The following is a 23,435-nucleotide window of genomic DNA, read 5'->3' as shown; positions in this document are numbered from 1 at the left end:
GTCAGGTGGCCGCCTTCGGCCAGGGACATGCCCATGATGGTGTCGCCGGGCTTCAGAAAGGCGAGAAACACCGCCTCGTTGGCCGAAGCGCCGCAATGCGGCTGCACGTTGGCCGCTTCTGCGCCAAAAAGCTGCTTGACGCGGTCGATGGCGAGTTGTTCGGCCACGTCCACATGTTCGCAGCCACCGTAGTAGCGGCGGCCGGGGTAGCCTTCGGCGTATTTATTGGTGAGCTGGGAGCCTTGCGCAGCCATGACGGCGGGCGAAGCGTAGTTTTCGCTGGCAATCAGCTCGATGTGCTGTTCTTGCCGGGCGTTTTCGGCCTGGATGACGGCAAAAATTTCGGGGTCGGTCTGTTCGACCAGAATATTGCGGTGGTACATGGCAGTCCTTCCAGACTTGAATCCCTGTCCTCTGGCTAAACTTTGGCTAAAGGAAGCAAGGGCTGCCCAGGCGAACGGCGGAACGCTTTGGCCAAATGGCTTTAGCGGTGCGCTTCCCAGTGGTGTCCCACGTCAGCATCAATAGTCGGCAAAACCATGATGCCTATCGCCAGTTGCGTACCTCGCTAGTGTAACTTAGGGTGCCCGATCCGGTCAGGACCAGACGGACAAGAAATCAGCGCTGGTCCAGGAACGCCACTTTTTCAGGCGTCTTGCCGGCAGACTCCAGCGGGGTGGACTCCGCAGGCATCACTACCGGAACGATGCGCGCGGGCGTTGGTGAGCCGAAGAAGCGCGAGGTTGGCGGCCGCTTTCCCCCTACCACGGCGAGCAGGCGGGCACGCTCGGCCATGACCTTGCCGGCGTAGCCGCCGTCATCTTCCAAGTTGGCCGCGCCGACATAGTATTTCAGGCCGCCTTCAATCGAGCCAGCGCGGGCAATACATTCCTGCAGTACCTTGACACCGACGCGAACGTTGGTGACAGGGTCAAAAGCCGCCAGCTTGCCACCGAAGTTCTCATATTTATCGTTATGCACTTTGGTCATGACTTGCATCAGGCCCTGTGCACCAACCTGGCTTTGGGCAAACGGGTTGAAGCCGGACTCAATCGCCATGATGGCCAGAATCAGGGTGGGGTCGAGCTTGGCCTTCTGGCCAATCTCAAAGGCTTCTGCCACCAGGACACTCAGAGGTTCCGGCGCGACACTGTATTTTTTGCTCAGCCAGTAAGCCACCGCCGCCTGTTGAACGGGCAGGTCTTTCGGGTTGGACGCGGTGGCGCGCTCAACGGCGGTGGGCTCGGTAAACGTGGGCTCGGTAAAGCCGATCACTGCTTCCTGGCGCTGTTGCAGCCAGGTCATGAGTTTGAGTTCAGCGCCTTCGCGCAGGTCAGACCGGGCAGTCAGGGTAATCACCATAAACACGACGGCCAGCCCCAAGAGGGCAAAGCTGTTGTGGGTGATCTCGAAAAGGCCTTGGGCGATGTCATCGGCAACAGTTGCAAGACTGCTGCCTACATTTTTCAAGTGCGCTTTAAGATCGAAATTACGGCCGAAGTTAAGGCCGAACTTTTTTAGCGCTGTCATAGCACTCCTTTCTATGCATGCCGGGCCGGTCAGGCCAAGCAGGCTTTGATTGGGTCGCCATCAAACCAAGGCATGCCTTGTGCGTGTTGACCCTTCGTTGACGTTGCCGGGTTCTGCAACGGATTCGGGTTGTCCCCAGGTTTTCTTGGGGCTGGCCGGATTCTAGTGTCCTGTTAAATAACCTGTCAATAATAACAAATGCATTTGTTATATTGAATTTCTATCGTAAAAACCAGTTTCCTGGTAAAAACGCCCCCTCTCAGGCTATTGACGGTCTTCTTTTTGAGGCATGGCGCTAAGTAAAGTTCGCTGGCTTCCATGGCACCATCATCCAAACGCCCGTTCCGTTGTCAGTGTTTTCCGATTTTGGACGTGGGACTGAGCCGCAGGTTTTCGGTTTTGACCTGGGCTGGGATGGGTCCCAAGAAAATGACAATCACACCCTGTCCGGTGATTGAAAATTTGCAATTGCCTGCGCGGCACCAGCGGTTTAATCTGCAGTTGTCCGATTCATTCGGGCACCAACCGGGTAACCAACCCCGGCATAACTGGAAGCAATCACTTGCTTCCACCGCACTGCGAGACGAGTACTCTCTCCTTTGCGAAACCCGACGGCATGAGCATTAACGCTCGCCGTCAACCCCGGTTAGTTACGCTAACCGGGGTTTTTTCGTTTCGGGTGCTCGTATTTTTCAAATAAGTCATTGACCTTTCGGCCCGAGCGTTAAAAACTCACTGTCTATGAAAAGCAATGAACAAAAGAATAAGTGGCGGGATTTCTGGAAGTCGGCACCTGGAAAGGCTAGCGCTGTGGCTCGTTCCAAGCAGTGGCAGCGCCGTGCCGCCTGGGCTGTCGGCGCCTGGTTGCTGATATGGGCCTTGGCCTATGCGGCGGTGCCTTCCATACTGAAGTGGCAGCTTGAAAAAATTGCTTCTGAAAAGCTGGGTCGGCAGGTCACGGTGGGGGTGGTGGATTTCAAGCCGTGGTCGCTGGAGCTGACGATCAATGACCTGGAAGTCGCCACAGCCAAACGCAAGCTGGCGGGGTCTTCAGGACAGGCAGGCACGCAAGCCGTTGTGCCCGGCGGTGAACAGCCGGTACCCCCGTCTTTCCCACAGCTCAAAATCAAGCGCATCTATATAGACGCGGAGCTGGAGTCCCTGCTGCGGCTGGCACCGGTGGCCGACGCTATCGTGGTGGAGGAACCCGTGGCGTTCCTCACACACTGGGGTGACGGACGCTATGACATCGACGACATCCTGGAGCGGCTCAAGACCTCCGGGGAGCAGCCTGCCGGCGAGCTGCCGCGATTTTCCCTCTACAACCTCGTGCTCAGCGGAGGCCGGCTGGACTTTACTGACCAGTCGGTCCACAAGACCCACGAGTTGCGCGACCTGAATCTCTCCATCCCCTTTCTGAGCAATCTCCCGTCCCAGCGCGAGGTCAAAACTGCGCTGCATCTGGCCTTCAAACTCAATGGCAGCAGCTTTGACAGCGCCGCCGAGGGCACGCCCTTTGCCCAGACCCGCAAGACCGACGCCAGCATCACGCTGCGTGGCGTTGACCTGAGCCCCTACCTGGCTTACTGGCCCGCGAGCCTGCCCTTCAAACTGCAAAGCGCTGTGCTGTATGCCGACGCCAAAGTGGCGTTTGAGCAGACGCCGAACACGGTGGTCAGAATTTCCGGAACGGTCACGGCGGACAAGGTTCGCCTGCTGGACGGCACCCAAAAGGCAGCGCCGTTGGCAAGCCATGACCTGCTGGCGTTCGACCGGCTGCAGGTCACCATGGACGACGTGCGCCCGCTGGAGCGGTTCATCAAACTCTCTGCGGTGGAGCTCACCGCGCCCACGCTGTACATCACACGGGACCGTTCAGGGCGGCTGAATCTGCTGCCACAGGCTGGCCAAAGTGCTACAAAAAACATAGCTTCTCGCGCCCGTTCTGTAGGCGCTGAAGGCCAAAACGACTCAACGCAGCAGGCTCAAACTGCCGCCAACCCTTCCAGTAGCCCTGCCGTTTTGGCAGCCGTTGCCAACGCGGTGGCCACTACGCCCTGGAAAGTGCAGGTGGCCAACGTGGCCGTTCGCGACGGTACGGTGAACTGGCGCGACGAAACCCTGGCATCGCCGGCCCAGATCCGGCTGACGGGCATGGCGTTCGATGCCTCGGCCATCGCCATGCCGTTTGCCGCTGGTGCTCCCTTGCAGTTCAAGGGCTCGCTGGGGCTGGCGCAAGCGGCTTCGAGTCTGCCAGCGCAGGCGAAAACCGACGCTCCGGCACGCTTGACTTTCAGCGGGTCCACGACAGATCAGGCGGCCCAGGTCACTGCCATGGTCGCCGCCTGGCCGCTCAATATGGCGGCCAAGTATGTTGGCCAGTTTTTGTTGCCGGCCCTGAATGGCCAGCTCGATGCCCAGCTCGGCGTGAACTGGCAGGCCGCCCGTGGTGACAAGCCGCAGGCCTTGCACATCACGGCCCCGCAGATTGCGCTGAGTGATGTGCTGCTGGCGCAAGGCAAAACCTCGCTGGTGTCCATCAATCGGGTGGACTTGGCAGGCGTGGAGATCGACGTACCGGGCCAGACCTTCAAGGCCGCAAAAATGCAGCTGAGCCAGCCCAAAGCTCAAGTAGAGCGGGGTGCCGACAAACGCTGGATGTACGAACGCTGGCTGGTGGCCCACGGCGTGACGCCTACGCCGCCATCTGCCGCCACAAAAAACGACGTCAAGGTCCCCAACAAAGCCAATACCCCGTCCTGGGCCGTGGCCATCAACGACGTGGGGCTCGACGGCGGCGCGATGTCGTTTTCCGACAAGGCAGGCGCCAAGCCGGTGGCTTTTGAGGTCACTGCGCTCAAGGCACAGCTGGGCGGACTGGTGCTGGACGACAGGCCGGCCAGCAAGGCGCTGGTCGCCAAGCTCATGCCACTGACTGCCTCGCTGCGCCTGGCCGTAGGTCATTCTGAACCCGGCAAGCTCGACTTCAATGGCAGCATGGGGCTGGCGCCGGTGCAGGCCCAAGGCCGCTTGGTGCTTGACAGGCTGCCGGTGCAGGCGTTTGAACCCTACTTTCCCGACACGTTCAACATCGAGCTGCTGCGCGCCGACGCGAGTTTCAAAGGACGGGTGGCTTACCGCCAGCTAGCGGCTGGGCCGCAGGCACAGCTGGCGGGCGACGTGACGCTTGAAGACTTCAAGGCCAATACCCTGGCGCCCAAGGAAGAACTACTGGCCTGGAAAGTGCTGAATTTGCGTGGCATGAATGTGGCGCTGGACCCCGCCAAGGCGACGCGGGTGGACGTGAAAGCGACGGTGCTGACCGACTTTTTTGCGCGCGTGATAGTCACGCCCGAGGGCCGCTTTAACCTGCAGGATCTGTTCAAATCGGCCGCGTCGCCCGTGGCTGCTATAAAGACAATAGCTGGTAGCGCCCGTCAATCAAGGGCTAGTGGCCAAAAAGGCTCTAAAACGGCGGCCTTGGCGCCGCCCAGCGCCGCTGCCCGCGCAAGCGCAACGCCCACCAGCCGACCGCCCATCGTGAGCTTTGGCCCGACGAGTTTTATCAACGGCAAGGTCCTGTTTTCAGACCGCTTCATCAAACCCAACTATTCAGCCAACCTGAGCGAGCTGACGGGCAAGCTCAGTGCGTTTTCGTCCCTTGCTCCCGGCACCTCGACTGACACTCCAGCCGCTATCCCCAACATGGCCGACCTGGAACTGCGCGGCAAGGCCGAGGGCACGGCCTCGCTGGAAATTCTGGGCAAGCTCAACCCGCTGGCCAAACCGCTGGCACTCGACATCAAGGGCAAGGTGCGCGATCTGGAGCTGCCGCCGCTGTCGCCCTATGCCGTCAAGTATGCCGGCTACGGCATCAAGCGCGGCAAGCTCAGTGTCGATGTGAATTACGTGGTGCTGCCCAATGGGCAGCTCACCGCCAGCAACAAGCTCACCCTCAACCAGCTCAGTTTTGGCGACAAGGTCGAGGGCTCGACGGCCAGCCTGCCTGTCAAGCTGGCGGTGGCCTTGCTGGCCGACCGCAACGGCCTGATTAACCTCGACTTGCCTGTCAGCGGCTCCCTGAACGACCCGCAGTTCAGCCTTGGGCCCCTCATCGGCAAGGTCATCATCAACATGATCGTCAAGGCCGTCACAGCACCGTTCAGCCTGCTGGCCCATGCGCTGAGCGGCGGCGGTGAAGAACTCAGCATCGTCAGCTTTTCAGCGGGTAGCGCCGAACTCACGCCCGAGGCCAGATCCGGGCTCGACAAGGTGGCCAAGGCCCTGGCCGATCGCCCCGCGCTCACGCTCACCGTGGTCGGCACCAGCAGCATGGAAGCCGAACGCGATGGCTTCAAGCGCGAACGGCTCAATGAACTGGTGCGCGCCGAGAAGCGCCGCCAAACCGTGAAAGCAGGAGACACCACCACGGCGGTAGTGAGCATCAACCCGGCCGAATACCCGGCGCTGCTCAAGGAAGTCTACAAACGTGCCGATATTCCGAAGCCGCGCAACCTGATTGGGCTGGCCAAGGACCTGCTGGAGCCCGAGATGGAAAAGCTGCTGCTTGCCGATATCGAGGTGAATGATGAGGCCATGCGCGAGCTGGCGGTTCAGCGTGGTGTGGCGGTCAGGGATTACCTCGTTTCCAGGGATTTACCGTCCGAGCGGCTCTTTCTGGGCGCTGCCAAAACCGTGCCGCCAGAGGCCAAATGGACGCCGCGCGCCGAACTTAATTTGGCGATGCCTTAAAAACAGCGAAAATACACGCATTGCTTTATTTTTTAAAGCTGAGGGTTTCCAGGCCTTGCGAGCCATAACCCGAATTTTTCCCGCTGACAGACGCCTGTTCATCGCCCCATCCATTACCGTAGGTGCTGGCAGGCACGCGAGTTCCGGGGCTAAAACTCCGGGGCTTTGAGTGCCCGGTGTACGTGTTGTCTTGGGTTGTTTTTTTGAACCGATGGTTATTAATTTTTATGCTGCGCTTTTCCATGTCCAAATCTTCCAAAGCCGAAACCACCCCGGCCGGTGCCTCCACCGTGAAAACCAGCCCGGCCAAGGCCGCCGAAGCCCATCCCCTGGACGGCCTGACGGGCGGTGCCTTTTCCGCCCCCACCTCAGGCGAGCGCACCGCGCGCATACGCCAGTGGCTGGCCACCGAGCCCAGCGCGGAGCAGATGGCCGAGGTCTTCAAAGACCTGGCCAATCGCGACAAGGGGGCAGCCAAACCGCTGAAAGAAAAGCTCGACGAGATCAAGCGCAGCAAGGGCCAGGAAGCCGTCGCTGCCGAGTGGGCCGGAAAAGCCCAGGGCCTGCTGGCCTTGCCCAAACTCAATCTGGCCGATGCCCTGGCCTGGCAGCGCGACGCCGCCAAAGCCGGTGCGCCTTTGTCCAGGGAGCCCCTCGCCGACCTGAAAGTGCAGCTGACCGAGCGCGTCAAAACCATTGAAGACCTGCAGCACCGCACCCAGGTGCAGCGCGAAGCCGCCGTGCTGATTGCGCAGCGCCTTGAGGTGCTGTCCATCAAGCCCTTGCGCGATGCCCAAGCCGTGCTCGAAACCTTGCGCGCCGATGTGGCGCACTGGCAGGCGCAGGCCGACGAACTCACGATGGATGCCAACTGGGCCAGTGTGGATGGCAAATTTCCGCCGCTGCTCGATGCTTCGCGTGGCCAGCTGCTGGCCGTGTGGGACGCGTTCCAGGGCGCGCTGGCCATCGCGGTGAAAGCCGCTGGTGATGCTGCGGCACCGTTGCCCGCCGTGCCGGTGTGGGCCGACGAGCTGCGCGCCGCTCGTGGTGTGGCATCGCCAAAAGGTGAGGGTAATGGCGAGCAGCCAGCGCGTGCACCCAAGGCCAAAATCGATCCCGCCGTTCTGAAGGAAATGCGCGAAAAGTCCGCGGCGATCGTGCAGGAGGCGCTGGCAAAACTGGAGCATGAAGTCACCGAAGGCCACGGCAAGGCCACGCCCAAGGTCGCCGCTGATTTGCGCCATGCGTTGAAAGAGCACATCCGCAACATCGACAGCAAGCTGGAGGCCGCCGCCCACGCCGCCCTTACCGCCGCAGGCGAGCTCGAAGGCTGGCAGCGCTGGCGTGCCGACCAGATCCGTGAAGAACTGGTCGTCAAGGCCGAAGCGCTGGTGGCCAAACCCATGGGTGGGCGCAAGCAGCAAGATGCCCTGCGCGTCATGCGCGAGCAGTGGAAGACCAGCGACCAGGGCGGCACGCCCAACCACGCGCTGTGGAAGCGCTTTGACGATGCCTGCAACGAAGCCCACAAGGTCGTTGAAGCGTGGCTTGAAACCGTCAAGGAGCAGACCGAAGTCGTCAAGGCCGAGCGGCGCGTATTGATTGATGAAGTGCTGGCCTGGGCTGAAGCGAATAAGAGCAGCACCGACTGGAAGCATCACATTCGCAGCCTGAACGGGTTTGTGGAGAAATGGACGGCAGCCGGCCACCTGGGCGAAAAAGCCTTTGCCGAAATCCAGCCCGTCTGGAAGGCGGCGATGGACGCGGCCGATGCACCACTGAAGGCCGTGCGTGCCGAAAGCCTGGCGCACCGCAAAGTTATGATTGAAGAGGCGCAAGTGCTGGGCGCCGAGCCGCAGCTGCACATTGATGCCATCAAGGCCCTGCAGCAGCGCTGGCAGCACGAAGCGCAGAGCGTGCCGATTGAGCGCAAGCAAGAGCAAAAGCTGTGGGACGCCTTCCGCAAGCCGATTGACGACGCCTTCCAGCGCAAAACCGTCGAGCGCGAAAAAGCCGCCGCAGCCCTGGGCGAGCACGACCGTTACGTACTTGAAGCCGCCAAAGCCCTGGAGGCTGCCAACGCCAGCGGCGATGCGCAAGCCATTCACGCTGCCGCCAAGGCGCTGGAGGCCATCGTTCGCGGCCAGCTGCCCGTGGCTGCCGAAGCTGCCGAAGCTGTGGCACCTGTCAAAGCTGTGGCCACCGCCGAATCCGCTCTGGCTTCTGAGGAAAATAAGACTCTAGCCGAGGAAGCACCTGCGCAGGCAGCTACAGAAACCATAGCAGACCAAGTGCCCGTCGCGGCTGAGCTTGCTGAAGCCGCCCCTACTGCCGAGGCAGCGGAAACTACCGAGCCCGCTGAACCTGCGGAAGCGCCTGCCGAAGCTGCGCCAGTGCCCGCACCCAAAGTCGCAGCCAAGCCCGTCGTGGCCATGCGCGGCGACGACCGTCCCGGCATGAGAAAAGCCGAACCCGTGGCTGCCGGCCGTGGCGGCAAATTTGGCGACCGCAAGGATTCGCGCCCGGGCAGCAAACCCGGCGGCCCGCGCGCCAGTACCGACAACAAGTTTGAGCCGTACCGGGCTGACCGTGATAGCCGTGGCGAACGAGGTGAGCGCTTCAGCGAGCGTCCGGCGTTCGAAGACCGCGGCCCGCGTCTGGGTGACGCCGCCTTCCGCGCACAACGCGAGGCCTTTGAAAGCGCCAACCTGGCCCTGAAAAAGCTTGCCATGCAATCGCACGGCGAAGTGCTGACGAATTTGCTCACGGCTTGGGAAAAGCGTGACCCGGCGCTGCTGCCTGCAGCGCAAGAGCTGGGCAAGCAGGTCACGCCCGCAGTGCGCAGCAACTGGGTTCAGGCGCTTGGCGCGCCCGCTGGCAAGGAAGTGCCAGAAGCCCTGCTGCGTCTGGAAATGGCCGCCGAACTGCCCACGCCTGCCGAGCATCTCAGCGCCCGGCGCATGCTGCAACTGCAATTGCTCACCAAGCGCAATGCGCCCGCACCGGCGGAAACCTGGGGCGAGGATACGGCCAAAGTGCTGGCGGGCAACTTTGACGCCAGCCACGCCAGGCGCGTGCAGAACGTGCTGAAAGTGCTGCTCAAGCGATAAGTGGATGTTCGGTCGGGTAGCACGGTCTTCGTGCTGCCTGTCTGAGTCCCGGCTCTTGACGCCTCGATTTTCATGCGGCATGATGGCATGAATTCATTGAAAGGAAGCGCCATGCTCAAGGAAGTTGGCGCCAGCGGCCAGATCTCGCTGGGCAAAAAATATGCGGGCCAGCTGTTCGACATGCAGTTCCTTCAAGATGGAACGGTCCAACTTACGCCCGTCAAGGTGGTGCCGGTGGTGCAAGAAGAGCTTGCCGCCTACTCAGCGGGTGACGGCGGGCTCACGCCAGAGCGACTGGCACAGCGCAAGGCCGCGGCTGCGCGCACTCCCGCGCAGCCGGAGCCCGGGCCGCAGGCCACCAAGGAATGGGCTGAGAGTCACGCCGCCGAGATTGAGCAATACAACGCCTGGGCCAGCCAGCGCGAACCCTACTCGCAGCGCGTGCGGCGCTGGCGTGAGCAGGGCGTCTAAGTCGTGGCGCGTTTCGACATTTACCCGAATCCCATTGCGCCAGACCGGCACGACTTCCCTTTCGTGCTTGAAATTCAGAGCGACCTGCTCTACCGGTTCGTCGAGCGCGTGTGCGTGCCCTTGGTGCGTGAGGGCGTGATTCCCGGCCTGACCGAGCGCTTTAACCCGGCCATCACCGTTTCAGGCGAAACCCTGCGCTTGCACCCGCTGGGCATTGCCGTCTTTTATGCCAGCGAACTGCGCACCAGCGTGGCATCGGCCCAAGCCCGGGCACTCGACATTGAAACCGCGCTCGACATGCTGCTGCGCGGCTACTGACCGCACTCCATGACAACCAAGCCATGACGCCCCAAGACTTCATTCAAAAATGGGGCCCCGGCGGTCCGGCCTTTCACCTGAACGAAGAGCAGGGCGCGCAGAGTCATTTTCTGGACCTGTGCGAACTGCTGGCCGTGCCCAAACCCGGCAGCGAAGCGGGCTACCTGTTTGAGGAAAAAAACAGCGTTATTGGCGGGCGCACCGGCTATGCCGATGTGTTCAGGCGCGGTGCATTTGCCTGGGAAAATAAGGCCCCCGGCAAAAACCTCGACACCGCGCTCAAGCAGCTGCTGACCTACAGCCTGGCGCTCAGCAACCCGCCCATTCTGGTGGTGTGCGACCGCCTCACCATCCGCATTCACACCCAGTTCACCGGCCACCCGACCGAAACGCACAACGTTTTACTAACTGAGCTGGACCAGCCCGACAGGCTGGCCCTGCTGCGTCGCATCTGGCTGGAGCCCGAGAGCTTCAGGCCCAGGAAAACCAGCCGCGACATCACCGAAGAGGCCGCTAAAAGCTTTGCCACGCTGGCTGCACAGCTGCGAAAAACTGGGCACGACCCGCAGAAAGTCTCGCATTTCCTGACTCAGTGTTTGTTCTGTTTTTTTGCGGAGGACGTTGGACTTCTTCCCGATCGTCTTTTTGAGAAGATGATTAACGCCAAGCTGGACCTGCCCACGAAGACTGGACTGCTGCCCAGCGAAAAACTTACGCGTGGACTTGCCACGCTGTTTGAATCCATGCGTACGGGCGATTTGTTTGGTGTTCATGACATAGCCCGGTTTAACGGAGGCTTGTTCAAAAATATAGACGTGCCGAAGCTTGACATCATGAATGTGACTGAGCTTCGTAACGCTGCCGATAAAAACTGGAGTGCCATCGACGTGTCGATTTTTGGCACACTGTTTGAACGCGGCTTGGACCCCGGCAAGCGCAGCCAGCTGGGCGCTCATTACACCGATCCGGCCACCATCATGCGCATCGTCGAGCCCGTGCTGCAACGGCCGTTGCTACAAATTTGGGAGCAGCTTGTGCCCGTAATCAGGGCGCTACTGACCAAAAGCGCCAGGAAGGGCGATAAGCACTACAAAGCCGCGCAAGTTAAATTCATTGACTGGCTGGACCAGCTGAAAAACTACCGAGTGCTCGATCCGGCCTGCGGCAGCGGCAACTTCCTGTTCCTTGGTCTGAAGGTTCTCAAAGACATAGAACACAAAAGCCACCTCGAAGCCGCCGCCATGGGCCTGGACCGCGAAGCCGACCTGGTGACCGGCCCGCACAACATGCTCGGCATCGAGCTCAACGAATACGCCGCCGAACTGGCGCGGGTGACGGTGTGGATTGGCGAGCTTCAATGGCGGCTGCTGCACGGCTACGAGTTCAAGACCAACCCGGTGCTGGAGCCGCTGGACCATATTGAGTGCCGGGACGCGCTGCTGAGCTTTGGCGCTGACGGCGCTGCACCTGTCGAAGCCGACTGGCCCAAGGCGAGCGTGGTGATTGGCAATCCACCGTTTTTGGGTCAGCGGTTTCAAGTTCGTGAACTCGGCGAAGCGTATGTGAAATCACTTCGAGCGGCGTACAGTGACAAGGTTACGGGCAACGTTGATTTGGTTTGCTATTGGTTTGTAAAAGCGCTAAATGCACTTAAATTTAATGGGCTTGGAGCCGCTGGGTTTGTTGCGACAAATTCAATTCGAGGGGGAGATAACCGCGCCGTGTTGTCACCAATCGCCGACCAGTTTCATATTTTCAATGCTTGGTCTGACGAGCCATGGGTTAACGAAGGTGCTGCAGTGCGTGTCAGTCTCGTCAGCTTTGGTAATGCCACAACGCACTTTGAATTGAATGGGCAGCCTGTTGCGCGTATTAATGCTGATCTTTCTGCATCTCGCGTTGGGGAAGCTAATGTCGATCTGACTACTTCGGTGGCACTGCCAGAATCCCAAAAGGCTGCATTTTCCGGGTTTCAAATGAACGGAAATTTTAACGTTACACGGGACCACGCCGCAGGCTGGTTAGGGTTACCAAATCCCAACGGTAAGTCTTCGTCTTTGGTTTTGCATCCCTACGCTAACGCAAGCGACATTACAAAGCGTTCTCGGGACGAATGGCTAATCGACTTTACTGGCTTTTCTGAGAGCGAGGCAGCTTTGTTTGAGGCTCCGTTTAAGCATGTTCAGATGTTTGTTCGACCTGAGCGTGCCAAGAAGAGGGAGCCTTACCTGTTAGAAAAATATTGGCTCCATAAGCGTAGTTCGCCAGATATGCGAAAAGCCATAAAACCGTTGGAACGGTTCATCGCGACGCCGATGGTGTCTAAGTATCGACTGTTCGCTTGGTTGCCAACAATACGAATCCCTGAAAATGCTGCAATCGTTATCGCTCGCGCTGACGACACTACCTATGGCATCCTGCACAGCCGTTTTCACGAATGCTGGTCGTTGCGCATGGGTACTTTTATGGGCGTTGGCAACGACCCACGTTACACCCCAACCACCTGCTTCGAAACCTTCCCCTTCCCCGTAGGCCTGACGCCCGCCGACACCGCGCACCAGCGCACCGAGGAAGTCGAGGGCGGGGCGCTGATTCCAGCCGGAATTTCAGAGCAAAATGAGCCTCTAGCCCAAGCAAAATGGGCACAAGAAGCTATAAAAAGCATAGCGTTACGAGCAAGCGCCACACGCATTGCCATCGCCGCCAAACGCCTCAACGACCTACGCGAAGCCTGGCTCAACCCGCCCGAATGGACGCAGCGCGTGCCCGAGGTGATTCCGCTGGGCATGGGCGTGAGCCCGTACCCGGACCGCATTCTGCCCAGACCCGGCCATGAAAAGGACCTGGCCGAGCGCACGCTGACCAAGCTCTACAACCAGCGCCCAGCCTGGCTGGATGCCGCGCACAAAGCGCTGGATGTTGCTGTGGCTGCTGCTTACGGCTGGGCTGACTACTCGGCCGATATGGCGGATGAGGAAATCTTGAAGCGCTTGCTGGCTTTGAATCTAGCGCGTTCTGCGGGTGGGAAAGGCTGAGTTTATTAGCCTTTTGTGGCTACGGTCTAGGGAATACGGTCGTAGGCGGCTATTGAATTGATAGCGTATTGGCTTTGCTGGCTTGCGCTGGCCGGGGGTAGCCCGGCGGCTACTCACTTTGCTTTTGCTTCGCCAAAAGAAAGTAAGCAAAGAAAAGGCGACCCTACTGTCTGCGTCCCTGCGCTGCGCTACGGGCAACCTGCGGTGCTCGGTCCAGTCGGGGTCTGGCACAAACTCGGCTTCGCCTCAAACAAGTGCCAGCCCTGGTCCGCCTAGCCCTGCGCTCCTCGGCGCAGCCAGAAGGGCTTTGAAGTCATGGATACCGAAGTCAAAAATTCGAAGTCCGAAGTCCGGAATCCACAAGTACCCGCCATGGCGGGTACTTGTCTTGGTATTCGCTCCCCACCCCGTCCTGGCTGGGCCGAGCAGCGGAGAAGGGGCCGGATCAAAATTTTAGATGTCCGACGGCCGCGAAGCGGACTAGTTTCTAAAATTTCCGGCCACTTCGAGCAGCACAGGGGGGTTATTGGGGTCAGACACCAATTTTGCTGCGGTGCATGGCACCGCACCCTGCGGGCGAGCCGAAGGCTCGGCGAATTTGGGCTCTGACCCCAAAAACCCAGACAGCGGGTCGCCTTTCTTTTGGTTACTTTTCTTTGGCGAAGCAAAGAAAAGGGACTAGCCGCCGGGCTACCCCCGACCAGCCGGCACAGCACAGGATGCGGCGGCCAACCAATCACTACCCTCCCATCACCGTTCAACAGGGTGTGCAGGCCGCCTTCAGACGTCGGGTTACGCTGCGCTAACCCGACCTACCGGCTCGTCGCAGCACCGCAGTCCACTAAGATCAATGCTTTCAGTACAAAGCACCCCCCAATGAATTGGCAACGAAACCGATTTTTCCGCCTGATGCGAGCGCGGCCACGAATTTTTATTGCGACGGCTGCTGCAATCGCGGTTGGCTTTTTCCTGCCAACGGACTGGGCCAGTCATACCGTCACACGACTGCTGGTCGCCTGGAACGCAGGCACTTGTCTTTACGTGCTGCTCGCCGCAATCATGATGACTCGCTCGTCGCAGCACCATATGCGCCAACGTGCCCAGTTCCAGGACGACGGCCAACTCGTGATCCTTGTGCTGGTGATTGTGTCGGGCATTGCGAGTCTGGTGGCCATTGCCGCCGAACTGGCGGTCGTTAAGGACATGCACGGCCTGATCAAAATTGCACACATCACGCTGGCCGGGGTCACCGTGTTGTCGTCGTGGGCCTTCATCCAGGTGATGTTCGCCCTTCACTACGCGCACGACTACTACGCTGCGCTATCTCACGGCCGTCCCGCGGGACTGCAGTTCCCTGATGATGAGCAGCCAGCCTATGGCGATTTTTTCTACTTCGCGTCGGTCATAGGGACATCAGGGCAAACTGCGGACGTGTCGTTCACATCCAAGCACATGCGGCGCATCGGTTCGGTTCATTGCATCCTGGCCTACCTCTTCAACACGACGGTGCTGGCGCTGCTCATCAACATCGGCGCGAGCATGTTCTGACGGACACAGCCTGCGCGCCACCGAGACTTGCTGCCATTGAAGTTGTTTTTAGTCGCGCGTTCATTGCCAGCCGAATCGGCGAATGTAGTAACGCTTCATCAGCGTCGTCAGCACCGCATAGCTCAGCAACATAGCCACCAGCCAGGGGAAGTAGGCCAAGGGGAGCGCCTGCAATTTGAAGTAGCTGGCAATCGGACCCATCGGCAGGAAGATGCCCACGAGCATGATCATCAGCGTCATGGCCATCAAGGGCCAGGCCGCCCGACTCTCGATGAAGGGGACCTTGGGCGTGCGGATCATATGCACGATCAGGGTTTGCGTGAGCAAGCCCACAACAAACCAGCCCGACTGAAACAGCGTCTGGTGCTCCACTGAATTGGCCTTGAACACAAACCACATGAGCAGAAAGGTGGTGATGTCAAAAATCGAGCTGATCGGTCCAAAGAAGATCATGAAGCGGCTGATGTCGTCCGGGTTCCATTTCAGGGGCTTGCTGACCAGTTCCGCGTCGACGTTGTCGAACGGGATGGCGATTTGCGAAATGTCATACAGCAGGTTCTGTACCAGCAGTTGCAGTGGCAGCATCGGCAGAAACGGCAGAAATACGCTGGCGATCAAGACCGAGAACACGTTGCCAAAGTTCGAGCTGGCGGTCATGCGGATGTACTTCAGCATATTGCTGAATGTTTTGCGACCTTCGATGACACCTTCTTCAAGCACCATCAGGCTGCGCTCCAGCAAAATGATGTCGGCCGCTTCTTTCGCAATATCGACCGCAGTGTCCACTGAAATGCCGATGTCGGCCGCCCGAAGCGCAGGCGCGTCGTTGATGCCGTCGCCCATGAAACCGACGACGTGGCCATTGCTGCGCAGTGCGCGCACAATGCGCTCCTTGTTCAAGGGCGACAGCTTGGCAAAGACGGTGGTCGCCTCGACCGCTGCGGCCAGCGCTTTGTCATCCATGCGGTCAATCTGCGCGCCCAGCACGATGCCCTCGACGGCAAGACCGACCTGGCGGCAAACCTCGGACGTCACAAGCTCGTTGTCACCGGTCAATATTTTGACCGTGATGCCATTCTCGGCAAGGGCCTTGAGCGCCGGTGCCGTGGATTCCTTGGGTGGGTCGAGGAAGGCGATGTAGCCAATCAGGGTCAACCCGGACTCATCGGCAACCGAATAAACCACCTGGCTCGGTGGAATTTCCTTGACCGCCACCGCCACCACGCGCAAGCCTTTTTCGTTCAATTCCCGCGTGATGCCAAGCACCCGCTCCAGCATGCTCGCGTCCAGCGTAACGTCGTGGTCGCTGTCGCGGACCCGTGTGCAGGCGGCCAGAACTTCCTCGACCGCTCCCTTGCAAATCAGCTCGTGGTGGTCGTCCCGCTCGGAGACCACGACCGACATGCGCCGACGCTGGAAGTCGAAGGGAATCTCGTCGATTTTCTTGTAGTTCTCGGCCAGCTGAAGCTCTTTTTGGACCTCGACGTGCTCAAGTACCGCGCGGTCCAGCAGGTTCTTCAGGCCGGTCTGGTAGAAGCTGTTCAGATAGGCAAATTCCAGGACGAGGTCGGATTCATGCCCAAACACGTCGGTGTGGCGCGCCAGGGCGATCTTGTCCTGTGTGAGCGTGCCGGTTTTGTCGGTGCACAAAACATTCATTGCGCCGAAGTTCTGGATGGCATCCAGGCGCTTGACGATGACCTTTTTGCGCGACAGCAGCACCGCCCCCTTGGCCAGGGTGGAGGTGACGATCATGGGCAGCATTTCAGGCGTCAGACCGACCGCGACGGACAGCGCGAACAGAAAAGCTTCGGTCCAGTCGCCTTTGGTAAAACCATTGATCAGCAACACAATGGGAACCATGACAAAGGCGAAACGGATCAGCAGCCAGCTGACCTTGTTGACACCCGCCTGAAAGGCGTTGATCTCCCGACTGGTAGCGGTGACCCGCGTCGCCAGGGTGCCGAAATAGGTCTGGTTGCCTGTGGCCAGCACCACTACCGTGGCGGAACCGGACACCACATTGGTCCCCATGAACACCAGATTGGCCATCTCCAGCGGACTCCCGCCATGGCCTTTGGCTTCAGGAAACTTCTCGACCGGCAAGGACTCCCCAGTCATGGCCGATTGGCTGACAAACAGGTCTTTTGCGGTCATGACCCGGCAATCGGCAGGAATCATGTCGCCGGCAGACAGCATCACGATATCGCCCGGCACGAGCTGCTTGATCGGAATCTCCATCTGGCTGGCGGGCCTGACTTTGAGGCTGACCTCGAAATAGCGCTGCGCGTCGGCGGCGGCTGCAGCGGAGGTGTCGCGCCGGATCACGGTGGCTTTGTTGGTGACCAGCTCTTTCAATCCCTGGGCGGCCTGGTTGGAGCGCCGCTCCTGGACAAACCGAATGAGGGTGGAGAGCACCACCATGCTGCCAATGACAATCGCCGCCTTGATGTCCTCGGTGAGATAGGACACGACGGCCAGTGCGGTCAGCAGGAGGTTGAACGGATTTTTGTAGCTCAGCCACAGGTGCAGCCACCAGGGCAGCGGTTTTTCGTGCTCCACCTCGTTGGGGCCGACTTTTTCACGGATGGCGTCTGCTTCGACGCTGGTCAGTCCCTCTTTACTGGAGTCGAGCCGCGCCAATACCGCCGCCAGATCGTCCGTCGCGTCGCGCGCCAGCTGGCCAGCAAGCTGGTCAGATACCGCTCTGGACGAGCCCGCTACCGACAAGGACTCGAAAATGACCCGGCGGCGAAACAGATGACTGGTGTGGCGCGACTTGAGGAACACGCCAAACAGTTGATTGAAGAAGTTCATGGGCTTGTCCTTTGATTCATTCCAGGGCGCTGGCCGCCATGGTCCAGCGATATTGGTCAAACGACAAGGCGAATACCGCCGCGAACAGCACGGATGCTGTCGATGCGTTCACGCGCAAGCTCGCCAAGCATTGGCGAAACGGGCGCTTTGCGCCAATGAAAGCCCCGAGTGCAAGTGCCACCAGCACCCGCAGGGCAAAGTCATGCCATACCATCACGCTCTCCTGGGAATAACAGGAAGAAACTGATGAGAATCGATCCAGACTCGAACCGGGCTGCCGCGTGCAACACCCAACCCACTCAAGCGGGAAACAACAGAGGTCTTTGAAGAAAGTGCCGGCAAGTTTTTGCGGCTTGGACACCGTGCCAGATCAGGCACAGCGGAGACGAATTTCCGGGGGGCCTGTCAGGCAGCGATGTCGATCCAAGATCGACTACTGTCACTGGAACCATTACCCACGAGAAACTCCAAAAGTTGAAAACCCGCGAACTTTAATTGTGCAGCGCAGCAATGTCAAGTGCTTTTTGTCCAGACTCCATGCGGATTTTAATTTGCTATCAAATAAATAGCTGCCTGCGCCCGTGTTTATTGGACTATAGCCTCATTTGTCTTGAAGAACTGGTCAAATAGCGCGGTCAGGGCCGCAAAGTCCTGCGTGAAGCGTGGCCGGTTGACGAAATAGGCTTCGCAAGACACCGCAAAAAATTCAGCCGGGGACGTGGCGCCATACGCATCCAGCCAGGGCGGCTGGCCGCTGAAGCGCTGGGCCATGACCACCTGCTCGCAAAAGGCGTCGTAGGCGGGTTGCATCACCGCGTGCCAAGCCGCGTGGGCCGCGCGCGAGGGCAAGGGCGGGCAACCATCAGGCACACCGCTACGCATATCGATTTTGTGAATGAACTCGTGAATCACCACGTTGTAGCCCTCGTGGGCTGACGCGCCTGCCGCGGCCACATCCTGCCAGCTCAAGGTGACCGGGCCGCGTTCCATGGCCTCGCCCAGCAGCACTTCGCTGTAGCGGTGCACCACGCCAATGCCGTCCGTGACCTCACGGCGCGCCAGCATGGCGCCGGGATGCACCACAATGCCCTTGAAGTCGTCATACCAGCGCAGGCCCAGGTGCAGCACTGGCAGGCAGGCCTGCGCAGCAATCGCGACCGCCATCTCGTCCGTCACCGTCAGCCCGTGCGCCCCGGAAAACTGCTTTCGTTTTAAAAACTGGGTGGCCAGCTTGCGCAGGCGCAGATGCTCGGCCACCGGTCGCCGGGCCAGAAAAGGGTAGTTCAGCAGGGTATTGAGCCAAAGCGCCTCGGGTAGGGTGTCGGGGTGGCTGCTCCGACGCCCCAACAATGTTTGCAACCAGTTCAGCATGAGGTCAGGCCGGTACGCTGCGGCTCAGTGCAGGGCAACGCGCTTCAATCCGTTGGCGCGCAGGCGCAGCACTTCGGCGCGCGGCACGGGGGCGTCGCCATCCCAGTCGCTGAGTACCACGCGTACAAAGCTCTGGCCTAGGTCGTGTACCGCCGGTTGATGGGTGTGGCCGTGAATCAGGGTGCGTGCGTTGGCCGCCTTCAGCCACTGGCGGGCGGCGTCGGTGTCCACGTCGGCATAGTCTGCCCCCGACTGCCTGCGCTGTTCCTGCTGGCTTTGGCTTTGTTGCCGCAGCTCGCGCGCAATGGCCTGGCGCTCGGCCAGTGGCTTGGCCAGAAAGGCGCGTTGCCAGGCGGGGCTGCGCACTTGCTGGCGAAACTGCATATAGTCCACATCGTCCAGGCACAGCGCGTCGCCATGCGACAGCAGCCAGCGCTGACCTTCAAACACCAGCACGGTGGGGTCGGACAGCAGGGTGGTATGGCAAAGATCCATCAATCGCTGCCCCACCAGAAAGTCGCGGTTGCCATGCATGAAAAACAGCGCCAGCCGACTGGCTGTTTGGCCCAGCACGCGGGCGCAGCGGTCTTCAAAACTTGCCGTGGGCGGCGGCACTGCGGTGCTCACTGGGTCGCCGCTCACCGCGTCGTCGCCCACCCAGACTTCAAACAGGTCGCCAAGAATGAACACTGCATCCGCCGGGGTGCTTTCCAGGTAGTGGCGCCAGGCCGTGAAGGTGGCTGGCGCATCAGCACCCAGATGCAGGTCTGAAATGAAATCGACTATGCGCCAGGAGGGGGGAGCGTTGAGCTCCGCCATCGGGGGCACGGCCGGGGTGTTCACACGGGACACGGTGGACTTCGACCCTTCGTCAGGACAGGCCAAGCTCAGTCCGAACGGATCTTCAGGCCAGCACGACGGCTTTTTCGATCACCACGTCGTCCATCGGCACGTCGTCGTGAAAGCCCTTGCGGCCGGTTTTTACGGCCTTGATTTTATCGACGATGTCGGTGCCAGACACCACTTTGCCAAACACGGCATAGCCCCAGCCCGAAGGGGTCTGGGCGCTGTGGTTCAGAAAGGCGTTGTCCGCCACGTTGATGAAAAACTGCGAGCTCGCCGAATGGGGTGCATTGGTGCGGGCCATGGCAACGGTGTAGTTGTTGTTCTTCAGGCCGTTGTTGGCTTCGTTCTCGATCTCGCCGTCGGTGGGCTTTTGCTTCATGTCAACTTCAAAGCCACCGCCCTGCACCATGAAGTTGGGAATCACGCGGTGAAACACGGTGTTGTCGTAGTGGCCCTTGTTGACGTAGTTCAGGAAGTTGGCGACGGTTTTTGGCGCTTTGGCGGCGTCCAGCTCCAGCGTGATGACGCCGTAGTTGGCGATGTGGAGTGCTACTTTCGGGTTGCTCATGAGGGTCCTGTATCAGTTAGTCGGTCGATTAGTTAACGAGGGTTGCAGATTTGATGAGGATGGGCGTTTTGGGCACGTCCGAACGGAAGGGGCCCGCGGCGCCGGTCGGCACCGACTTGATCTTGTTGACCACGTCCATGCCGCTCACGACCTTGCCGAACACGGTGTAGCCATAGCTCTGCGGTGTCGGGTTCAGGAAGTCGTTGTCCTTGACGTTGATGAAGAACTGCGACGACGCGGAATTTGGCTCATTGGTGCGGGCCATGGCGAGTGTGCCAAGGACGTTTTTGTCGCCGCCTTTGGCCAGGGCTTCACGGCCTTCGTGAACAACCGGAGCGCGCGTGGGTTTCTGGGCGTAGCTGGCGTCGAAGCCGCCGCCCTGCACCATGAAATTGTTGATGACGCGATGGAAAATGGTGCCGTCGTAGTACTTGTCTTTCACGTACTGCAGAAAGTTCTCTACGGTCTTGGGGGCCTTGTCGGGGTAAACCTCGACTACAAAATCGCCTTCGCTGGTGACAAACTTCACCTTGGGTGCGCCCTGCGCCAGAGCCGGGCCGGCCAGGCTGATCAGGCAGGTAATGGTGGCTGCCGCAAGCCATGCGCGGCGTAGCGTATTGACGCTTGGGCCGACCTTGCTGAGCTGCCTGAATGTGGCGAGTGGCCTGGGAAATTTCATTAAAACTGACATCAAATAGTCCCTTCAAAAAATATTTTCCACTGGCTGCCCTGACGGGTCCAGTACTGGCGCATGGTTCGGCCCGTGTTGGCGCCTTTGACCAGTTCGCCAAAGGTTACCACCATCGTGTCGGCGCTGTCGGTCCAGCGCAAATAAGACACATCCTTGAGCTGGATGCCGCGCCCGCGCAGCTGCTTGAGTTCGGCTTGGAGGGCATCCATCCATCCGGCCGGCGTTTTGCCATGGCTGGTGAAGTCCGGTGTGTACCAGGCCGTGAGCCGCGCCATGTCGCCACTTGATTTGGCGCGGTTCCAGCCTTGCAGCACCGCCTCAAAGGATGTGATGTCGGCTTTCAGGGATTGCGGGGCCACCCATTTCAGGCTTTGCGCAATGACGACCGGCGTGCTGCGAATTTCGACCGCCTTGATGATGCGTTCCAGGTCCGGGTTGGCCAGCACGACGCAGCCGTCGGTGGCCAGCGGTGCGCGCGAGAATTGCGTCGGTGGCGCGCCATGCAGCCAGATGCCACCGCCGGTTTTGCCGCGTCTGACATCCAGCTGGTTGGGGTAATTGATGGGCAAGGCCCCCGAGCCGTAATAATCGCGCAGCAATTTGGGGTCGAGGTTGCTGGTAATGAAGTACACGCCCAGCGGAGTGCGCAGGTCACCCTCTGCGGATTTTTCAATACCCGATTTACCGACCGAGATGTAATAGTCGGCCACCAGCTTGAGGCCGGCCGTGGTGTTCTCAAAAAGATAGAGGCGCGAGCGTGAGGCGTCGACGGCAATCGCATGTTTGGTCTGCGGCGAAAGCGCTAAAAACTGGGATGGCACCATGCCGGGCGCTGGGCGTTCACGCAGCGCGCGCAGGCGCAGTTGTGACTCTTGCCGCAGCTCGGCCAGCATGGGCTCTGCGGCGCGGGCTGTGGTGTCCGGCACATCGCCCAGCACCCGTATCGGGCGGGTAAGGCCCGCCAGCAGATCGCCATACACCAGCTGTGCCAGCTGAAAATTGGGATGGTCCTGGACCAGACCTTCGGCCTTGCGCAAGGCTTCGCGGGTGTTGGCCTGGCCGATCAGTCTGTAAATTTCAATCAGCCGGATTTCGGCTTCATCGTCGCGCACTTCAGGCTGGTCTTTGGCGCGCGCTGCAGGCACTGAGACGGGACGCTTTTTTGCCGCCTTGGGGTGTGGCCGGGCACGGCTATGGTTAGGGTTTTCGGCGTGCGCAGTCGACACGGCCAGCGCTAGATAGAGCGCCAGGCAAGGCGCTATAAAAAAGAGCGCTGCTGCCACCCTTTTCATGCGGATGTCAACGGGAAATTGCCGGTGGGCAAAGACTGTGCACACGGGTCAGGTCGGCCGCCGGTCATCAGCTGCCTGTGGATTCCTTGACGATGACCCAATGATCGTCCACCTTGGCCAGATCCAGCGTCTTGCGGCTTGAGATGTTCAGCGAGTCGGCACTGTAGTCTTGCTTGAATTTGGCGGTGGCCTTGCCGCCCTGCACAGCAATGGACAGATTGGACAGTTTCACGCTGATGCGCGCTTTGCCGACAATGCGCGCATGGCGTTCTTCTTCCCAGGCTTTGCGCGCCTGCTTGCCCGGGGGGGCAAAGTTCTGGCCATAGCTGGACAGGTAGGCCTTCATGTCTTTGCTGGACCAGGCGTTAGCCCAGGCGCGCACGGCCGCGTCCACTTCTTTTTCGGCGCCGACAGCAGCCGGTATTGCAGCTGGCAACGGCGCTGCGGGCGCGGATTTGGCAGCTGGCGCGGCAGCGGCCGGGGGAGTTGCCGCAGGGGCGGGCGCGGGTTTAGCCGCTGCAGGAGCGGGCGCTGGTTTGGCTGCCGAAGGGGCAACAGCAACAGGGCTGGACGCTTGCGCGCCAGCGACGGCAGGCTTCTGCTGGCCTTTGGTGTCGGCGGAGAACAGGGTGCGGATCAAGGCCAGTTTGGGCTGCACGCCCGTGTTACTGCTGTCGAGCTGCAGCGCCTTGCTGTAGGCCTGGCTGGCGAGCTTGGCGTAGACATCGCCAAGGTTTTCGTGGGCGGTGGCGTAGCTGGGGTTGGTGCGGATCGCCATTTCAAGCGCGGCCCTGGCCTTGTCAAACTGGTTTTGGCCGGCATAGAGCACCGCCAGGTTGTTGTAAGGCTCGGGCAGCTCGGGGTAGTCTTCCGTGATTTTGGTGAAGGTTCCAATTGCGTCGTTGGTTTTGCCGGTTTCGGTCTGGACCACCCCCTTGAGGAAACGCATCTGCGGGTCGCGTGGTTTGCTGGCGAGGTATTGTTCGGCCCTGGCGAGCGCCTCGGGGTACTGGCCAGCGTGTATCAGGCGGTTGACGTCGGCGTAGTCGTCGGCATAGGCCGCGGACACTGACAGCGTGGCAGCCA

Annotated in this window: 16 protein-coding genes, 1 pseudogene and 1 riboswitch; of the genes and pseudogenes, 6 read left to right on the top strand and 11 right to left on the bottom strand. The window is 60.1% G+C overall.

What is annotated here, in order from left to right:
* Both glyA and B3F77_RS05810 read right to left on the bottom strand, forming a co-directional pair.
* Positions 1-383 (bottom strand): annotated as a pseudogene (glyA, locus tag B3F77_RS05815) (serine hydroxymethyltransferase); the annotation flags it as partial.
* Positions 384-440: 57 nt separating this feature from the next.
* Positions 441-570: riboswitch (ZMP/ZTP riboswitch) on the bottom strand.
* A gap of 48 nt (positions 571-618) precedes the next feature.
* A complete protein-coding gene (locus B3F77_RS05810) occupies positions 619-1,530 on the bottom strand; it encodes a lytic transglycosylase domain-containing protein (RefSeq protein ID WP_293604048.1) in 912 nt (303 codons plus the stop codon).
* Positions 1,531-2,271: 741 nt separating this feature from the next.
* Between B3F77_RS05810 and B3F77_RS05805 the strand changes: the two genes are divergently transcribed.
* Positions 2,272-6,282: a DUF748 domain-containing protein gene (locus B3F77_RS05805; protein WP_293604047.1), complete on the top strand. Its 4,011-nt coding sequence runs from the start codon at positions 2,272-2,274 to the stop codon at positions 6,280-6,282.
* Between the two features lie 25 nt (positions 6,283-6,307).
* Here the strand turns inward: B3F77_RS05805 and B3F77_RS05800 are convergent, their stop codons facing one another.
* Entirely contained in the window at positions 6,308-6,526 is a 219-nt protein-coding gene (locus B3F77_RS05800; protein WP_293604046.1) for a hypothetical protein, read from the bottom strand.
* Here B3F77_RS05800 and B3F77_RS05795 point away from each other — a divergent pair.
* From B3F77_RS05795 to B3F77_RS05775, 5 genes are all read left to right on the top strand, one after another.
* The gene (locus tag B3F77_RS05795) at positions 6,525-9,392 is read left to right on the top strand and encodes a DUF349 domain-containing protein (RefSeq protein ID WP_293604045.1); all 2,868 of its coding nucleotides are present in this window, start codon (positions 6,525-6,527) and stop codon (positions 9,390-9,392) included. The two genes, B3F77_RS05800 and B3F77_RS05795, sit on opposite strands and share 2 nt — an antisense overlap.
* 111 nt (positions 9,393-9,503) lie before the next feature.
* Complete coding sequence (locus B3F77_RS05790) at positions 9,504-9,863, top strand: hypothetical protein (RefSeq protein ID WP_293604044.1); 360 nt, start codon at positions 9,504-9,506, stop codon at positions 9,861-9,863.
* A gap of 3 nt (positions 9,864-9,866) precedes the next feature.
* Positions 9,867-10,181, top strand: a complete 315-nt coding sequence (locus tag B3F77_RS05785) for a CcdB family protein (protein ID WP_293604043.1) — start codon at positions 9,867-9,869, stop codon at positions 10,179-10,181.
* Positions 10,182-10,204: 23 nt separating this feature from the next.
* The gene (locus B3F77_RS05780) at positions 10,205-13,216 is read left to right on the top strand and encodes a class I SAM-dependent DNA methyltransferase (protein WP_349678387.1); all 3,012 of its coding nucleotides are present in this window, start codon (positions 10,205-10,207) and stop codon (positions 13,214-13,216) included.
* Between the two features lie 876 nt (positions 13,217-14,092).
* A complete protein-coding gene (locus B3F77_RS05775) occupies positions 14,093-14,764 on the top strand; it encodes a DUF1345 domain-containing protein (RefSeq protein WP_349678386.1) in 672 nt (223 codons plus the stop codon).
* A gap of 60 nt (positions 14,765-14,824) precedes the next feature.
* On the opposite strand, the gene mgtA is transcribed toward B3F77_RS05775, so the two are convergent.
* The 8 genes from mgtA to B3F77_RS05735 all read right to left on the bottom strand — a co-directional run.
* The gene (mgtA, locus tag B3F77_RS05770; RefSeq protein ID WP_293604041.1) at positions 14,825-17,581 is read right to left on the bottom strand and encodes a magnesium-translocating P-type ATPase; all 2,757 of its coding nucleotides are present in this window, start codon (positions 17,579-17,581) and stop codon (positions 14,825-14,827) included.
* A 16-nt stretch (positions 17,582-17,597) separates the two neighbouring features.
* A complete protein-coding gene (locus B3F77_RS05765) occupies positions 17,598-17,795 on the bottom strand; it encodes a hypothetical protein (RefSeq protein WP_293604040.1) in 198 nt (65 codons plus the stop codon).
* 371 nt (positions 17,796-18,166) lie between these two features.
* A complete protein-coding gene (locus B3F77_RS05760) occupies positions 18,167-18,952 on the bottom strand; it encodes a zinc-dependent peptidase (RefSeq protein WP_293604039.1) in 786 nt (261 codons plus the stop codon).
* 24 nt (positions 18,953-18,976) lie between these two features.
* Positions 18,977-19,771 (bottom strand): UDP-2,3-diacylglucosamine diphosphatase, encoded by a 795-nt coding sequence (locus B3F77_RS05755; protein ID WP_293604058.1) that lies wholly within the window; start codon positions 19,769-19,771, stop codon positions 18,977-18,979.
* A gap of 85 nt (positions 19,772-19,856) precedes the next feature.
* A complete protein-coding gene (locus tag B3F77_RS05750) occupies positions 19,857-20,366 on the bottom strand; it encodes a peptidylprolyl isomerase (RefSeq protein ID WP_293604038.1) in 510 nt (169 codons plus the stop codon).
* 28 nt (positions 20,367-20,394) lie between these two features.
* Positions 20,395-21,045 carry a peptidylprolyl isomerase gene (locus B3F77_RS05745; RefSeq protein WP_293604037.1) on the bottom strand — a complete coding sequence of 217 codons (651 nt, stop codon included), beginning with the start codon at positions 21,043-21,045 and terminating at the stop codon, positions 20,395-20,397.
* Between the two features lie 11 nt (positions 21,046-21,056).
* Positions 21,057-22,349: a L,D-transpeptidase family protein gene (locus tag B3F77_RS05740; RefSeq protein ID WP_293604036.1), complete on the bottom strand. Its 1,293-nt coding sequence runs from the start codon at positions 22,347-22,349 to the stop codon at positions 21,057-21,059.
* A 67-nt stretch (positions 22,350-22,416) separates the two neighbouring features.
* On the bottom strand, positions 22,417-23,435 hold a 1,019-nt coding region (locus B3F77_RS05735; RefSeq protein ID WP_414702966.1), incomplete at its 5' end, for a L,D-transpeptidase Cds6 family protein.

The sequence above is a fragment of the Polaromonas sp. UBA4122 genome (assembly GCA_002381615.1).
Lineage (GTDB): Bacteria > Pseudomonadota > Gammaproteobacteria > Burkholderiales > Burkholderiaceae_C > Polaromonas.
The sequence above is the reverse complement of the archived record's forward strand: the minus strand, read 5'-3'. Positions and strand labels throughout refer to the sequence as shown.

Bases quoted from the DNA above. Each gene is read 5' to 3' on its own strand.
- B3F77_RS05745 (WP_293604037.1), bottom strand. From the start codon at position 21,045: ATGAAATTTCCCAGGCCACTCGCCACATTCAGGCAGCTCAGCAAGGTC.
- B3F77_RS05755 (WP_293604058.1), bottom strand. From the start codon at position 19,771: ATGGCGGAGCTCAACGCTCCCCCCTCCTGGCGCATAGTCGATTTCATT.
- B3F77_RS05765 (WP_293604040.1), bottom strand. From the start codon at position 17,795: ATGGTATGGCATGACTTTGCCCTGCGGGTGCTGGTGGCACTTGCACTC.
- B3F77_RS05775 (WP_349678386.1), top strand. From the start codon at position 14,093: ATGAATTGGCAACGAAACCGATTTTTCCGCCTGATGCGAGCGCGGCCA.
- B3F77_RS05760 (WP_293604039.1), bottom strand. From the start codon at position 18,952: ATGCTGAACTGGTTGCAAACATTGTTGGGGCGTCGGAGCAGCCACCCC.
- B3F77_RS05780 (WP_349678387.1), top strand. From the start codon at position 10,205: ATGACGCCCCAAGACTTCATTCAAAAATGGGGCCCCGGCGGTCCGGCC.
- mgtA (WP_293604041.1), bottom strand. From the start codon at position 17,581: ATGAACTTCTTCAATCAACTGTTTGGCGTGTTCCTCAAGTCGCGCCAC.
- B3F77_RS05810 (WP_293604048.1), bottom strand. From the start codon at position 1,530: ATGACAGCGCTAAAAAAGTTCGGCCTTAACTTCGGCCGTAATTTCGAT.
- B3F77_RS05805 (WP_293604047.1), top strand. From the start codon at position 2,272: ATGAAAAGCAATGAACAAAAGAATAAGTGGCGGGATTTCTGGAAGTCG.
- B3F77_RS05740 (WP_293604036.1), bottom strand. From the start codon at position 22,349: ATGAAAAGGGTGGCAGCAGCGCTCTTTTTTATAGCGCCTTGCCTGGCG.
- B3F77_RS05795 (WP_293604045.1), top strand. From the start codon at position 6,525: ATGTCCAAATCTTCCAAAGCCGAAACCACCCCGGCCGGTGCCTCCACC.
- B3F77_RS05750 (WP_293604038.1), bottom strand. From the start codon at position 20,366: ATGAGCAACCCGAAAGTAGCACTCCACATCGCCAACTACGGCGTCATC.
- B3F77_RS05800 (WP_293604046.1), bottom strand. From the start codon at position 6,526: ATGGAAAAGCGCAGCATAAAAATTAATAACCATCGGTTCAAAAAAACA.
- B3F77_RS05790 (WP_293604044.1), top strand. From the start codon at position 9,504: ATGCTCAAGGAAGTTGGCGCCAGCGGCCAGATCTCGCTGGGCAAAAAA.